The 15949-nt window shown below is 31.2% G+C and carries 15 protein-coding genes; 9 read left to right on the forward strand and 6 right to left on the reverse strand.

The features are described 5' to 3' along the window. Nucleotides 1–108: 108 nt before the first annotated feature. On the reverse strand, nt 109–993 hold the full coding sequence (locus ACUN3A_RS11655) for an NAD kinase (RefSeq protein ID WP_445551461.1): 885 nt from the start codon (nt 991–993) through the stop codon (nt 109–111). A gap of 51 nt (nt 994–1044) precedes the next feature. After that, nucleotides 1045–1704, reverse strand: coding sequence for a CBS domain-containing protein (locus ACUN3A_RS11660; protein WP_445551462.1), 660 nt, complete (start codon nt 1702–1704; stop codon nt 1045–1047). Nucleotides 1705–1819: 115 nt separating this feature from the next. Here ACUN3A_RS11660 and ACUN3A_RS11665 point away from each other — a divergent pair, with 115 nt between their 5' ends. The 3 genes from ACUN3A_RS11665 to ACUN3A_RS11675 all read left to right on the forward strand — a co-directional run bounded on the left by ACUN3A_RS11665 (nt 1820) and on the right by ACUN3A_RS11675 (nt 5751). Beyond that, a complete protein-coding gene (locus ACUN3A_RS11665) occupies nt 1820–2533 on the forward strand; it encodes a pyridoxine 5'-phosphate synthase (protein ID WP_445551463.1) in 714 nt (237 codons plus the stop codon). Between the two features lie 80 nt (nt 2534–2613). Continuing rightward, complete coding sequence (locus ACUN3A_RS11670) at nt 2614–4893, forward strand: TonB-dependent receptor plug domain-containing protein (RefSeq protein WP_445551464.1); 2280 nt, start codon at nt 2614–2616, stop codon at nt 4891–4893. Nucleotides 4894–4896: 3 nt separating this feature from the next. After that, nucleotides 4897–5751: a DUF4249 domain-containing protein gene (locus ACUN3A_RS11675; protein WP_445551465.1), complete on the forward strand. Its 855-nt coding sequence runs from the start codon at nt 4897–4899 to the stop codon at nt 5749–5751. Nucleotides 5752–5806: 55 nt separating this feature from the next. On the opposite strand, the gene ACUN3A_RS11680 is transcribed toward ACUN3A_RS11675, so the two are convergent. Then, nucleotides 5807–7129, reverse strand: a complete 1323-nt coding sequence (locus tag ACUN3A_RS11680) for a hypothetical protein (RefSeq protein WP_445551466.1) — start codon at nt 7127–7129, stop codon at nt 5807–5809. Between the two features lie 204 nt (nt 7130–7333). Here ACUN3A_RS11680 and ACUN3A_RS11685 point away from each other — a divergent pair, with 204 nt between their 5' ends. The 3 genes from ACUN3A_RS11685 to ACUN3A_RS11695 all read left to right on the forward strand — a co-directional run bounded on the left by ACUN3A_RS11685 (nt 7334) and on the right by ACUN3A_RS11695 (nt 9543). Further along, nucleotides 7334–8095, forward strand: a complete 762-nt coding sequence (locus tag ACUN3A_RS11685) for an alpha/beta fold hydrolase (protein WP_445551467.1) — start codon at nt 7334–7336, stop codon at nt 8093–8095. 54 nt (nt 8096–8149) lie between these two features. Then, a complete protein-coding gene (locus tag ACUN3A_RS11690; protein WP_445551468.1) occupies nt 8150–8494 on the forward strand; it encodes a phage holin family protein in 345 nt (114 codons plus the stop codon). Nucleotides 8495–8718: 224 nt separating this feature from the next. Continuing rightward, complete coding sequence (locus tag ACUN3A_RS11695) at nt 8719–9543, forward strand: MOSC domain-containing protein (RefSeq protein WP_445551469.1); 825 nt, start codon at nt 8719–8721, stop codon at nt 9541–9543. Between the two features lie 104 nt (nt 9544–9647). Here the strand turns inward: ACUN3A_RS11695 and ACUN3A_RS11700 are convergent, their stop codons facing one another. From ACUN3A_RS11700 to ACUN3A_RS11710, 3 genes are all read right to left on the reverse strand, one after another. Then, the gene (locus ACUN3A_RS11700) at nt 9648–10709 is read right to left on the reverse strand and encodes a TlpA family protein disulfide reductase (RefSeq protein WP_445551470.1); all 1062 of its coding nucleotides are present in this window, start codon (nt 10707–10709) and stop codon (nt 9648–9650) included. Nucleotides 10710–10921: 212 nt separating this feature from the next. Further along, the gene (locus ACUN3A_RS11705; RefSeq protein WP_445551471.1) at nt 10922–11101 is read right to left on the reverse strand and encodes a hypothetical protein; all 180 of its coding nucleotides are present in this window, start codon (nt 11099–11101) and stop codon (nt 10922–10924) included. A 78-nt stretch (nt 11102–11179) separates the two neighbouring features. Continuing rightward, entirely contained in the window at nt 11180–11551 is a 372-nt protein-coding gene (locus ACUN3A_RS11710; protein WP_445551472.1) for a hypothetical protein, read from the reverse strand. Nucleotides 11552–12257: 706 nt separating this feature from the next. On the opposite strand from ACUN3A_RS11710, the gene ACUN3A_RS11715 reads away from it, so the two are divergent. The 3 genes from ACUN3A_RS11715 (at nt 12258) to clpP (ending at nt 15928) form a co-directional block, all read left to right on the forward strand. Further along, complete coding sequence (locus tag ACUN3A_RS11715; RefSeq protein ID WP_445551473.1) at nt 12258–13394, forward strand: glycosyltransferase 61 family protein; 1137 nt, start codon at nt 12258–12260, stop codon at nt 13392–13394. 125 nt (nt 13395–13519) lie between these two features. Next, on the forward strand, nt 13520–14845 hold the full coding sequence (locus ACUN3A_RS11720; RefSeq protein ID WP_445551474.1) for a trigger factor: 1326 nt from the start codon (nt 13520–13522) through the stop codon (nt 14843–14845). 408 nt (nt 14846–15253) lie between these two features. Continuing rightward, nucleotides 15254–15928, forward strand: a complete 675-nt coding sequence (clpP, locus tag ACUN3A_RS11725; RefSeq protein WP_445551475.1) for an ATP-dependent Clp endopeptidase proteolytic subunit ClpP — start codon at nt 15254–15256, stop codon at nt 15926–15928. Nucleotides 15929–15949 lie beyond the last annotated feature (21 nt).

Consider the following 15949-nt stretch of genomic DNA (forward strand, 5'->3'; position numbering starts at 1 on the left):
ACGCAACTAAAGAATACTGTCTTTTTTTAAAAGAAGATTCCTTTTTGCAAAGGAATCTGTATAGTTGTAAACGGTAAAATAACAATAATTCGTATAGTGTAGTTTTATTTAATTTCTTCTGTCTTCACCCCAAAGTAATTTAGTTCTCAGTGTTTTAAGGAATGTTTCTTCTGGGATTTCAACCATATTTAATTCAAAATTGGTTTTTTTAATGCTTAAAATAGAATCATTTTTTACACTTGTAATTCTTGAATCTAAAGAGACTAAATATTGTTCTTCTCTACCTGATACTTTTAATCGGATTTCTGTTGTGTCAGGAACAACCAAAGGTCTAGCGTTTAAATTGTGAGGAGCAATTGGGGTGATAACAAGGCTTTTTACATCTGGAGTTAAAATTGGACCGCCACAACTTAAGGAATATCCAGTAGTCCCTGTTGGAGTTGCAATAATTAAACCATCAGCCCAGTACGAATTTAGAAATTCATCATTTAAATAAGTGTCAATAGTAATCATCGACGTAGTGTCTTTTCTACTTACTGATATTTCATTCAAAGCGAAATTAAGTCCTTCTATAGCTGTGTTTTCGGGAGTACATGTTAAGCTTAATAAGGTTCTTTTTGAAATTTTATATTTTTTGTCAATAACAATTTGCATAAATGCCGCAATGTTTTCTTTTTGTACTGTAGCTAAAAATCCAAGTCTACCAGCGTTTATTCCTAATATTGGAATTCCAGAATTTCGTACTAATGTTACGGCTCTTAGCATCGTACCATCGCCACCAATGCTAATAAGCATGTCGAAACTAGAATCTAATTCGTCATGTGCGGAAAACGTCTTGTATTCTTTTTTAATTAGTTTTTTTTCATGCAACATGTTTAGAAAATTGGATTCAATAGCCATTTCTACATTATTATTGTTGAAAAAAGTAAAAATGTCATTTATAATTGGTTCCGTGCTAACCAAATAATATTGGCCGTAAATAGCTACTTTCATTTTTTGATATTTTGTGTTTGTTATTGCAGATTTAATTCTTCTATTCAATAACTACATATTCAAATATTTATCTAAATAATCCGAACGCTCTTTTAAATTATTGATGTAATTATCTTCATCATGTTCTGAAATGATTTCGTAATTATATCTTCTAAAAGTTTGAATGATTTCGTTTAATGATCCACTACTGATTTTAATCGTAACTTCGACGGAGTTTAGATCTGAATTTGAAATAAAAAGTCCTAAAAGTTTACCATTATTACTTTCGACAATTTGTGAAATTTGACTCATGGAGTAATCTAAAATGTTTTTGTTAACTATGATAATCGCTCCTTGTTCTTTTAAAAAAGTGGTTTCATGGAAAAATTTAATGACATCCTCAATTTCGTAATAGCCAATATATTTATTGTTCTCATCTAAAATTGGAACCAAATTAGCATGGTTTTTTGCAAAGACTTCTAAAACGTCTAACCAAATCATATTTGTTCTTGCAAAAAAATGCTCTAAAGTATATCTATAATCGGTGACTTTTTTATCACTGTCAAAAGTTTCAATATCATCGGCTACAATGCTTCCAATAAAAATTCCTTCTTCAGTAATTGGAAAATGAGAAAAAGTTAAATCATCAAAAAAATCTTGAACAGCCCCAATGGTTTCTTGGGTATCAATCGCTTTGTAGTCGTTCGTGATGTAGTCTTTTAAATCTGTCATAAATCGTTAGTCAATAATCGATGCAAAATAATCAAAAATATGCAGAATATGCTACCTTTTACTTTGTATTTTTGTCTTCTCAAAATAATAATACATTCAAATACTATTTGTTTCAATGACAAAACTTAGCGTTAATATAAATAAAATTGCCACTTTGCGTAATGCTCGTGGCGGAAATGTACCAGACTTATTAAAAGTAGCAACTGATATTCAGCAATTTGGAGGGCAGGGAATAACGATTCATCCCCGTCCAGATGAGCGTCACATTCGATATCAAGATGCGCGAGATTTAAAACCGATTGTATATACAGAATATAATATTGAAGGGAATCCACAGCATAATTTTATTGATTTAGTTTTAGAATGCAAGCCAGATCAAGTGACTTTGGTTCCAGATGCTATTGGAGCAATTACTTCATCTGCGGGTTGGGACACTGTTAAAAATCAATCTTATTTGGTTGAAGTTATTCAGGAATTTCAGCGCAACGGAATTAGAACTTCCATTTTTGTGGATCCAATCGCAGAAATGATAGAAGGCGCCAAAAAAACAGGAACGGATAGAATTGAATTGTATACCGAAGCTTTTGCACATCAATATAGTTTAGGAAACGAAAAAGGAATTGATCCGTATGTAAAATCGGCAATTTTGGCTAACGAATTAGGTTTAGGAATTAATGCTGGACACGATTTGAGTTTGGATAATATTCAGTTTTTTAAACAAAATATTCCAGGTTTATTAGAGGTTTCTATTGGTCATGCTTTAATAGCCGAAGCTTTATATCTTGGATTAGATAATGTGGTAAACATGTATTTACAAAAGTTGAAGTAAGAATTAAATTAAATAATTATAACCTAATGAAATTGGGTTATAATTGTTTAATTTCGCACTTTTCTTATTAAAACTATCTGTTGAAATCAATTATTTTTTTTTGTTTCTTTTGCTTTTCAAGTTTGTATTCGCAATCAAAAGTTACCGTAACTGGAAATATAAAATCTTCTGAAAACGAAAATGTAATCGGAGCAAATGTTTCTTTTGATGTAAACAATCAGCACTATTACGTTATTACCGATAGTCTCGGTAATTTTGTCCAAAGAATCTCTTTAGGGCAAGTCAAAATAGCTGTTAATCATTTTGAGTATATTGAAAAAAATGTACATTTTGATTGTTTAAAAGATACAGTAATTTCAATTTTATTAGAAAAAAAAGCTTCTGTTTTAAAAGAAGTTGTAATAGCGAATGACAAAAAAGTAGGTATTACTGCATTATCTGGAGGTAAATTATCTTTTAATTTAAAAGAATTATCGGCTGTACCAACTATACTGGGAACGACAGATATTATTAAAATTTTGCAACTTACTCCAGGTGTTCAAAATTCTGGTGAAGCTAATGGATATTTATATGTAAGAGGAGGAGATCCCGGGCATAATGCCATATTATATAACGGAACTCCCATTTATGGAATGTCTCATTTGTTAGGCATTTTTCCTTTTTACAATACAGACCATATCAAAGAATTTGAATTTGACAAATCTAGTTCTAATTCTAAATATGGTGGACGCTTGAGTTCTACTACTTTATTAATGCCAGATAAAAAAATCCCCCAAAAAATTGCTATTCAAGGGAATGTCGGTATTTTGGCATCACAACTTACTGTCGGAGTTCCTGTGACAGAGAAAACGGGTTTTTATATATCAGGTAGAAAAACATATATTGATGAAATTATTGTTCCATTGATGAATGTTAATTCCAAAAATAATGATATTCAAGACACTAAATATGGATTTTCTGATGGGAATTTGACTTTTTTGTCTCAAATCTCTAAGAACAATCTGCTTTCTGTAGATGCTTTTGTGAGTGCAGATGTTTTTAAAATTAAAGATGCTGATTTTGGGTTAGAATCGAGTTTAAAGTGGAATAATTTTACTGTTTCTCCAACTTTACTAACAACGTTTTCAGATAAATCAAGTATGTCAAATTCAGTCTATTTTAGCCAATATTCTAATGATTTAAATATGGTGCAAGCTGCAATTGAGTTTGGGGTTTCTTCTTATGTTAAAGATTTTGGGTTTAATAATTCTGTTGTTTATTCAATAAAAAATATTCCAACAGAAAGTGGTTTACAATATGTTTACCATAATTTACAGCCTCAAAAAATCGATGTAGAAAATTTATCTGGAGCAAATAATACTTCTCAAAATAGTATAATTAATGCCAATGAAGTAGCTGTTTTTACAACTGTCCGGCCAAAATTAACCAACCATTTAAATGCTGAATTAGGTCTTAGAGTTAATTATTACATATCTGGATCAAAAGCAGATTCTTATTTACATTTTCAACCTCGTATGGTTTTGAATTATTCTGCCAATGATAAATATTCTTTTTACGCAACTTATAATAAACAATATCAGTATTTAAGTTTGATAACAACTTCAAGTGTCGGGATTCCAACAGATTTTTGGTTTGCAAGTTCAAATGGAATAAAGCCGCAATCATCGAATGAATTTTCGATTGGTTCTAATCAGAATTTTTCCAAAAACATAGTTTCATCCTTTGGAGGTTTTTATCGTTGGATGAAAGATCTACTTGAATACCCTTATAGTGTAACTCAATTTAATGAGACTACAACCTTGACAAATGATTTATTGGTCGGAAAAGGAAAGGCGTATGGTTTAGAGATGATGTTGCGAAAAAATAACGGAAAGTTTACAGGTTGGATTAGTTATACTTTGAGTTGGTCTGATAGAAATTTTGACGAACTGAATAATGGAAATACTTATTTTGCAAAATATGATAGACGTCATAATCTTTCATTGGTTGGTATGTACGATTTAAATCAAAAGTGGAATTTTGGGGTTACTCAAATATTTAGTTCTGGTAATCGTTACACTTTGCCAACATCTTGGTATTTTATAAACAATAATCCTGTCAAGCAATATTCGGAATATAATAATGCGACTATGTCAAATTATATCCGCACCGATTTATCTGTAAATTACTTTTTCTTTAGAACTAATAAAAAAGAAAGTGCTCTGAATTTTTCAATTTACAATACTTTTAATCTAAAAAACCCCATATATGTTGTTTTGGATGTTGATGTCAAAAAAGATAAAAACAGCATAATTGTTAAGCCAGATGAGAAATTTTTATATCGAATATTGCCTTCAATAAGTTGGAGATTTAAATTTTAACAAATGAAAAAGTATATTCTATTCCTGTTTGCTTTTATAATGGCTAATTGTTCTAAAGATAATTATAGTGAACAATCTACTTTAGAGTCTAAAATTGTAGTAGAAGGGTGGATTGAAGAGGGTGATTTTGCACAGGTTTTGTTATCAAGCAGTATTCCTGTTACCGACGTTATTGACTCGACAAGTGTTTTAGATCATGTAATACGTTCGGCGAAAATCACGATTTCTGATGGTCAGACGTCTGAGGTTTTAAGAGTGAAAAATGATAAAAACAGAGTGCCTCCGTTCGTGTATTTTGGATCAGTAGTAAAAGGAGTGGAAGGAAAAGAATATTCGTTAAAAATCGAATATCTAAATCGTGTAATTGAAGCAAAAACAACAATACCTAAAAGTGTTTCTCTGATAAGCGCAGAATATATAAAAACGAACCCTGCTGATACAATTGGTTATGTATTTGTAAAATTTGATGATCCAATCAGTGAAAAGAATTTTTATCAGATTGCTACAAAAATTGATAGCGTAGAGCCAGTTTTTGTGCCTGCATTTTATGGCAATTTAGATGATAAAAATTTTAAAGAATCTTCTATTTCGATGCAACTTAATCGAGGAATTTTGCTTTTTCCTAAAGCTGATTATACTCCTTATTTTACCGATGGAGATTTGATACATGTAAAGTTAAGAACTCAAAATAAAGACGCATTAGATTTTTGGAATAGCTGGCAAAATGAAATTGTTAATGCGAAAAATCCAATTTATCCTTCTAACACAAGTTTAAAATCTAATATAAAAGGAGCGCTCGGTATTTGGGCAGGGTATGGTCAGAGTACTATAGTGGTTAAAACACCTGCGAAAAAATAAAGCCGACTTGAAAATATCAAATCGGCTTTAAATAAAATTTTAAAATAGAATTATTTTAGAAGGCATTAATGAAATCTTCAAATTTTGATTGAAATTTTTCAAATCCTGTAGAGAAATATGCTCCCATTTCAACTTCAGTAGCATCGTTGAATTTTAAGTAATAAACTTCATCAAGATACGGTTGTGAAAATGATTCTCCATTACTACTATATGACCAATATTTATATTGAGCATCCCAAACTGGTAAGGTAAAAACATAATCATTTCCTGATTTTTCCGAATGTTGAACAATATCAGCAATTTTAGTTCCGTCTTTTTTAGACACTAAAATTAGCTTCATATTTTTGTTGAAAGTAGCTGCTGCACTTTCTGATTGTTTTTTCTCGTATGCATTCAAAGCTGTATAATATGCTTTAAAATCAGCTTTAGGATCATTATAACTTGGCTGAGTTGGACGGATATTGTTTTTTTCTAAAGCAGCTTCATCAGTTGCGTTAGTAGCAAGATCCATGTTAGCAACAATTGCAAAGTTGTCCATCAATGTTATTAATCCGTTCGCTTTACCTCTATATTGAGCAAGTTCTTCGCCACTTAATAATTTGTCAATATCTGCTGTGCTTCCAGAATTAAACTCAATAAGATTTTTACCATTATTAGAAAATAAAGCTTTAACCGAGCTTTCAGTAGCTTTTTTGCTGCTTATTTCCCAAGAATAGCCATTTAAGCTCATTTTGTATCCAAATTCTTCTGGAGTTGTCCCATTAGCATTAGAATATTTAGCAGTTTGTGAAAAAGTAGCTGCCTGTGTACCGTCAATGGTTAGAGTTGCATCTACTGTTGAAGGTAAAAAGAAATAGTCATTTACCGTAGTATTTGTTTGCCAGTTGGAACTTTCTTCTACAGGAACTTTTACCTCAGAAGAAGTACTTTTAGTAGAGAAAGATGCATTGTTTGTTGTTTGAGTTGCTTTAGCAGGGAAAATAAATGTTAATTCAGTTTTTGACTCAGTTTTAACCCATACTTTTTGAGCATTATTCCAAGTATAAATACCATAAACACCTGAAACATTAATGATGTCTTCTACTTTATTATCATTTTTTCCATTAAAGATATCTACTACGCTAATATCAAGTAAACGGTCTAAGTTTTCTAATGTTTCAATAGCGCTTAGATTTTTTGTTTTGTCTAATTGAACTAACATTTCATTAGCTTCTGCTTCTAGTTTTACTTTTTGTTCGGCAGGAGTTAATTTAGAATAAGGTAGTCCAGTAATGCTAGCAATTTGATCTGCTAAGCTTTCTTCTGAGCTATTATCGCTTGAACATGAGATTGTTAGTTGAGAAACAACTAAAGACATTAAAAGAATTTTTTTAATCATAGTTTAGGTTTTTAATTTATTAAATAAATCAAAGTTTCGATTTTGATTTTTAAAGGCGCAAGGTAGTTTTTTTGTTTCTTTTTAAAAACACAAAATTGTAAACTTTTTTCTAATAATTATAAATCAAAGAAAACTCTGTAGTAATTTTTTATGTTATAGATTGACAGATAAGTTTTTATCTTTACGGCTTTAAATTTATTCAATATGCTTTACTCAAAAATAGAAGGTTCTGGGAAGCCTTTACTTATAATTCACGGTTTTTTAGGAATGTCTGATAATTGGAAATCATTAGGAACTCAATTTGTAGCAGATGGTTTTCAGGTTCATTTATTGGATTTACGAAATCATGGCCGCACTTTTCATTCGGATGATTTTAGTTATGAAATTATGGTTCAGGATGTTTATGATTATTGTCAAGAGAATAGTTTGGAATCGATTGATGTTATTGGTCATTCTATGGGAGGAAAAACTGCGATGCTTTTGGCTGCTACTTATCCGAATCTAGTTGATAAGTTGATAATTGCAGATATTGGACCTAAATTTTACGCTCCTCATCATCAGGATATTTTGGCAGGATTAAATGCTGTAGATTTTTCTAAAAAGCCTAGCAGGAATGATGTTGAAGAAATAATGAAAAATTATATTCCAGATTTTGGTACAAGACAATTTTTGATGAAAAGTTTGTATTGGCTTGAGCCGGGACAATTAGCTTTTCGATTTAATTTGGAGGTTTTTAATAAAAAAATCGAAGAAATTGGTAAGGAATTAGCTGCTGGTTTGGTTTTTGAAAAACCTGTTCTTTTTATTCGAGGTGGAAATTCAAATTATATACTTGATAGCGATTTGGATGCTATTAAAGATCATTTTCCAAGTTTTACAATCGCAACTATTCCAAATGTTGGGCATTGGTTACATGCCGAGAATCCTGTAATGTTCTATGAATTAGCAAGTGATTTTTTAAAATAGAAGAATATAGTGTCAAATTTTTATTATATTTATTGAAATTTTAAAAATGATAATATGGGTTTGATTGTAAGAATAATTGTAACGGCGGGTTTGGTTTTTGGAATTGCTCATTTATTGCCAGGTGTTCATGTTGCTGGTCCTTTTACAGCAATGGTTGTCGCAGTTGTTTTAGGGCTGCTTAATGTTTTTATTAAGCCAGTAATGGTGTTTTTAACCTTGCCTTTTACGATAGTGACTTTAGGATTGTTCTTGTTGGTGATAAATGCTTTAGTAATATTGTTATGCACCAAAATTGTTGGTGGTTTTGTCGTAGATACATTTTGGATAGCTATGCTTTTTAGTGTGATATTGTCTTTATCTCAGTCTGTTGTTTATTCTCTTGTAGGTAAGGACAAATAAATTGCGTTTTTAGCTATAATTTTTCATGTATTCTTTAATAAAGTTAAGATCCTATAACTATTGATTTAAATTTGAAATCATTGCTGACCTCAATGAAAAATGGATAAAATAAATGAATTTTAAAATATTAATTTTTTCAACAGCCTTTTTATAAGGCTGTTTTTTTTGGGTTACACTAAGAATGTTGAGATGGAATATTTTGTAGTTTTGAAAAAAATAAAATTATGTTGAAACTTTCAGAAATTTGGGTGTATCCTGTAAAATCGTTGGGTGGTATTTCGTTAAAAGAAGCTCATGTTACTGATCGTGGTTTAGAATTGGATCGACGTTGGCTGTTAGTTGATGATTATGGTCGGTTTATATCACAAAGAGAGCATCCTGAATTAGCGCTTTTTCGACCAGAAATTTTAGGGGATAATTTAAAAATTACTCACAAAGTACTTTTAGAATCCATTGATATACCACTTCGTCCTGTTTTTGGGAATGACAATGCTAAAACTTTAGTAACCGTTTGGGATGATAGTATTGATGCTTTTGAAGTAAGTCCTGTTATTACGGAATGGTTTACAAAACTGTTGGGATTTTCGGTTCGATTGGTATATATGCCCGAAGAAAGTCATCGGAAACTGGATCCCAAATATGCTATTTTTGGAAATGAAATTACTTCTTTTTCGGATGCATACCCTTTTTTAATTATTGGACAAAGTTCACTGGACGATTTGAATGAGCGTTTGGAAGTAAAAGTTCCTATAAACAGATTTAGACCCAATTTTGTTTTTGTTAATGGAGTAGCTTTTGAAGAAGATTTCTGGAGAGATTTTAGTATTGGAAGTCTTTCGTTTGTTGGAGTAAAACCTTGTGATCGTTGTGTGATGACAACTGTTGATCAGGAAAAGGGGATTATTGCAGGGAAAGATCCATTGAAAACATTAGCGAAATATAGAAATTTCGGCAATAAAGTATTGTTTGGCCAAAATGTAATTGGACTTGAATTAGGACTTGTATCGGTAGGTGATGAAATAAAAATTTTGAGTCATAATAAAAAATAACCGCAAAGAACGCAAGGTTCACAAAACTTTGTGTGCTTTGCTTTTTTTTTCTTTGCGCTCTTTGCGGTAAAATTTAAATTGATCTTTTATAGTATTGTTTGATGTTATGCTTTTTTATTCATTTCATTTTGAACAGCTACTAGTCGTTGTTTTATCACTTTGTATTTTCTCTTGTTTTCTGAAATTTCTCTTTGTTTTTCTGGAATCCAAGAAGTAGGAAACGTTTTTTTGTTCTTTCTGTAATCTTCCAATATGTATCTTGCAGTTGCTTTCCACATGAGTTTAAGATTGTATTGGTTGTTTTCTATAAGGACTGGGTATTCATCAGGGTAATCGGTTCTTAGATTTGCATAAATTTTATTACATTCTTTAATATACTCCTCATTATCAATTACACCATTTTTTTTGTTCTTAAGTAATTCAGTTAGTTCAGGAGCATGTTTTTTAATAAAATCAGTTAATTTAAGATTTGCCTCTTTCCAATTGTTATTATAGGTTTGTAATTCGGGTATGTTATCCCAATAACGTTTTATAATTGTCTTGCTGATGTTTGTTAATGGAATATGGCTAATGTCTCCTTTTTCAATTTTCTCTAAATAATCGTTTACTAAAACATAGTTGGATTCTAATTCGAGTTCTGTTTTTTTAGAATTTAATTCAGCAATAGAATAGGTAGAATAATCAATTTTTTCCATTAAATCTTTGATGACTTCCGATGTTAATTCTTCTTCTTGTGAAAACGGAAAGCCTTCCCATACTACAACTCCTTCAGGATTAATAATGACACAATGTGGAATGTTAGTTATCTCATAAAGGGTTTCTAATCTTTTCTTAGTATCGATAGCACTATAATATTCAATTGTGGGATTTGTTTGTTCTTTAACGTTAGATTTTGATTCATGACTTAGTCCGATTACAATTAAATTATCCTTAAATTCTTTTTGTAATTTATTTAGTTTAGGTATTGCTAGTTTACATGGAGCACACCAAGTGGCCCAAAAATCAATTAGGATAAATTTGCCTGTAATGTTTGGTTCCTCCGATATCCATTGTCCTACAACTAATTTTGGAGCTTGTTGGTTAAGGTATGATTTGGCCCATATTTTTTTCTCTTGAGCAAAAGATAGTATTGGAAAGAATAATGCTAATAAAATTATTTTTTTCATTCGCGTAGGTTTATTTTGGTTGGTTTTTAGTATTGTCAAATGTAAAATAAATTTAAAAAAGTTTTAAGTTTTGTCTCACAAAGTATTGTAATGTTTTATGACGAAATAAAAATTTTGATTCATAATAAAAAATAACCGCAAAGAGCGCAAGGTTCACAAAGCTTAGCGAACCTTACGTTTTTTTCTTAGCGAAATTTACGGTAAAATTTAAATCAATCTTTTTTATGCTGTTCGGTATGATTTTGATTTTTGAGAATCATATTATCACCAATGTTCATTCCGTTTGACATTCCTATCATAAATGCCGTAATAATTAGCATGATTTTCCTTTTTAGCCAATGAGTTGGTTGTTTAGATTTCTCTAAACGTGTTTTGTTATTGTGTTTATACATTTTTTAAATGATAAATGATTAGACATTTTTTATCATCATTATGCATGGAATTGCATAAATGCTTAGAAAAGGAATTTTCTAGGCTATGTATAAATCGGAATCGTGATTACTTGAAGTTATTGTTTTAATCAAAAAAGTACCTTGAGCTTTTATTGCGCTTATGTTTTGATATAATGCAATTCGCAATTTTAGAAATACTCTAGTTTGAAGATTATATAGATCTTGAAACTTTAGGTGCGGAAAAAGAATTGGAGAAACAATTTTTTTAGATAAATGAATCTGATAGAATTGGTATGATTTAGAATCCTTATGACTGAATTTGTTTTCAGTCTTGAGATAGGATACTTGATAATATTCTGCTGAATTTGATTGGGAATCTAAAATGCTGTCATTCACCATCAGGCCAAAAGCCAGAAAGAGTAAAATCAGATGTTTTAAATGTTTTGTCAATTTATTTAATTATGAATGATTTAGGTGTAAATCAGAAAATTTCAGTAATTATCTACAAAGCAAATATAAAAACAATTTTTATACATAATTAAAAGTCCTTTTATATCCCATTATCCTCCTTATACCTCCCACAAATAGGGGTGTAAGGTGCCTAAAAGTAATGGTGTTACACCCTGTTATGGGGAGTAATACTACCCTTAAAAGTGGGTTAGCCCCATCTTTTAAGGGTAGGTACAGGGTGTAAAAAGGCGGGTGTATTGTCCTTTTTGGGGAGTATTACTCCCGCTTTGTAGTGGTATAACACCCTCATATGCCCCCATTATTCGTTTTTTTGGTGAAATAAAAAGGGATTTTTTGTTTTCTTCTACTTTTGTGAGTTTGTATGAAGTATAACTTCACTTTATTTTAAATTGCATTGAGTGAATTTAGTTTGAGGTAAAATGTCCATAACAGAATGAATTATGTTTCATAAGTAGATTGAGAAAAAGTTGTTATTTGTAATTGATTCATAGTTGTCTACGTGTGAAAAGTGTAAAATATTTTGAGAGTTATATAATATTATTGTATGGTAATGGGTATAATTTTATGATGTTAATGGAGTGTTGTAAAACGGTACAATTTTGACTCTTTATGTAAAAAAAAAGTACCTTAGCAAGGAATTTACAACCTACTTATAATATTAACTTAATTGCAAAGGAGATATCGAATGGAAAATTCACAATTAATATATGATGAATCATTAATTCAAAAAAAGGTTCGATTTACATCCATAGGATATACTAAATACCTTAAAGGATTAAAAAAGCCAAATCCCATGTTTCGTGTAGGAAGTGTTTTGGATAGCCTTTCTGTTAAGTCATGGGAAATTGCACCCGGAAATACAACTATTGTTTCAAAGGCGTATTTTCTTAAGGGTCAGTTAGATCGTGTAACAGGTACTGCTTATACCGATGATCCATATACCATGATGCATGGAGGTTATGAAAAAAAACATGAACCAACCCGTGCCTACCAGTTTCAAAATATCTGGATGCTTAATGGTACTATTTATAAAGATTTGCATCAATTTTTATTTCATCCTCGTTCGCAACTTACAACTCGCATGCATTTTTTTCCGCCAATTGTTGTAGATACCGAAATAACTAACGCCTCTATTTATAATTCGTATGACGGAAATGCATTTTTTGGTCTTTGGTTAACGGATGATTGTACTATGTATCCATTGGCTGCATCTGAAGGAGTGCCAGTGACTTCAAACATCTTTACAAGTCCGCATATGCTTGATTATGAGTCTATGTTAGGGATGAATCCAATTCGAACTAATGCCGCATTTATGAAAAATGCAATACTATTTGATGAAGATTGGGGTAACAATAAAAGTAAGCACGAACGATTCTCTATAAATCGAAATAAATTATTGTCTATTTTTCCTGGTACTTCACACCCTGGAGTATTTATTTTACGGCGTGATTCTGGAAAAACACGTATCATGCTAAATGAAATTGAAATTGCCGAACAACTCCGTGATAAATATGGATTTCGAATCGTTGATGTTACCAAGCACAGCGTGGCGGAAATTATTTCTGCTTGTGTAGGTGCGCAAGTTCTTGTCGGTATTGAAGGCAGTCACTTAATGCATGGATTAATGGTGCTTGAGCCAGGAACGTCGGTTTTAACGTTGCAACCTCCAAATCGTTTTTGTGGTGTTATTAAAATTACAACAGATATGGAAAATATAAATTATGGATTTGTAGTAGGTATCCCGAAGGAAGATAGTTTTTATATCGATATGGAAGAAGTTGAAAGAACCATCGAGTTGCTTCCTAAAACTATAATTTACTGATTGATCTCAACCTGTTGATTTTTAGTAAAAAGGGGTTTAGAATTCATTAACTTTAAAAACTTGTTTGGGTTGCAAAAATTTCATAATTTTGCGACCCAATTTTATAATGTAAATTAAAGAAGAAGATGGATATCAAAAGAGTAGCAATAGACGCTGTGAATGAAACAATTGTAATGACAGTTGTTCACATGGATTACAAAGGACAAGTAGCAAAAAGAATAAACGAAAAAATGCCTTTAGCAACTGTAAAAGGTTTTAGAAAAGGTGCTGTGCCTAAAGATCTTGTTGAAAAACAATACGGTAAAGCGATTAAACAAGAAGAAGTAAAAAAAGTTGTTGATTTGGCTTTGGAGCGTTTTGTACAATCTGAAAGATTAAATCTTTTGGGAACTCCACTTCCTAAAGTAAACGAAAACTTCAACTGGGATGCTGAAGAATTAGTTTTCGAATACGAAATTGGTTTAGTGCCAAGTTTTGAATTGGATCTTGAAGCTAAAAATGATATCGTGAAGTATGTTGTTACTGCTGATGATAAATTAATTGACGGTCAAGTTGCACGTATCCAAAAACAATTTGGAAATGCAAATCCTGTAGAAAAAGTTACTGCTGATTCTGATATCGCGGGTACTTTTGTAAATGCAGAAAATGGAATTGATAATCAAACAACTTTCTCTTTAGATGTATTTAAAGATAAAGCTACGGCTGATTTGTTCATTGGTAAAGAAGTTGGAGATGTTGTAACAGTAAATACTAAAGGTTTATTTCAAGACGATCACCAATTAATGGATTACTTGAAAGTAGGTCATGATAATGTACATGATTTAGCAATTGATGTTGATTTCACTATCAGCGCTATCAATGTTTCTGAGCCAGCTGAATTGAACCAAGAATTGTTCGACAAATTATTCGGAGAAGGAAAAGTTGCTTCTTTAGAAGATTTGAAAGCAAAAATTAAAGAAGATGCTGAATCTCAATTCGCTCAACAAGCTGACCAAAAATTATTGGCTGATGTTCAGGAATTTTTGATCGAAAACACAAAATTCGATTTGCCATCTGAATTCTTAATCAAATGGTTGCAAACTGTTGGAGAAAAACAATTAACTCCAGAAGAAGCAATTGTTGAATACGCTAGATCTGAAAAAGGTTTACGTTTCCAATTGATCGAAGGAAAAGCAATGGCTACAAGTGATATCAAAATTACTTTTGAAGATTTGAAATCATTTACAACAAATGCAATCAAACAACAAATGGCTCAATTTGGACAAACAAATCCTACTGACGAAGAAGTTCAAGGAATTGTTGCTAAAGTTTTATCTAACCAAGAAGAAGTAAAAAGACTTTCTGATCAGGTAGTTGCAGCTAAATTATTGGAATTATTCAAAGAAAAAGCAAACCCAACTACTAAAGAAGTTACTTACGAAGAGTTTATTGCAGCTTCTTACGGAGAATAAATTTTAGTATATAAAGTCAAAATTTTAAAAGTCGAAAGTTATAAAAACCGAAAGCTTTTTAAATTTTATGCTTTTATTACTGATATTAAATTATTAAAAAGGTTTATATTTGAGCGTCAGGAAATTTTTTTTGACGCTCTTTTGTTTGAATTTACCCTGAATTATTTTTAGGAGCTATTCCAGCTATACGTTTCAAGTTTTTTCATTGCTGCCTTTTTTTGTAAGGCAAAAAAAGAGCTTCCGCTGGTCGCTTTTTTTTACCAACAAAAAATAGGTATCCATTTCAAAAACTTTTCACTACTATCTGGGCTAAAAAAGAAGACATATTGACATCATTTGTAAATGAGGTATGGTCTTTGTATAATTCTTTCAAACTTTTAAACTTTAAACCTTAAACTATTTTATAATATGGACTACGGAAAAGAATTCAAAAAATTTGCGATTAAAGGTCAAGGAGTAAATGCGATGTACTATGATAAAATAGTATCGGCAATGAACCCAAAAGGAATGACTCCCTATATAATTGAAGAACGTCAATTGAATATTTCTCAATTGGATGTTTTTTCAAGATTAATGATGGACAGAATCATTTTCTTAGGAACAGGAATTGATGATCAAATTGCAAATATCGTTCAGGCTCAATTGTTATTCTTAGAAAGTGCTGATGCTTCCAAAGACATTCAGATTTATTTGAATTCACCTGGAGGAAGTGTTTATGCAGGTTTAGGAATTTATGATACGATGCAATACATCAAACCGGATGTTGCTACAATTTGTACTGGAATGGCCGCTTCTATGGGAGCAGTTCTTTTATGTGCTGGTGCAGCAGGAAAACGTTCTGCTTTGCCACATTCAAGAGTAATGATTCACCAACCATCAGGAGGAGCACAAGGAGTTGCAACTGATATGGAAATCAACTTACGTGAAATGTTGAAATTGAAAGATGAATTATATCATATCATTTCACAGCATTCAGGTCAAACTTTTGATAGAGTACACAAAGACAGCGAGCGCGATTACTGGATGATTGCAGACGAAGCCAAAGAATACGGAATGATTGATGAGGTTTTAAGAAGAGGATAAATAGTTATTGGTTGACAGTTG

This window comes from Flavobacterium sp. WC2509 (genome assembly GCF_052683105.1).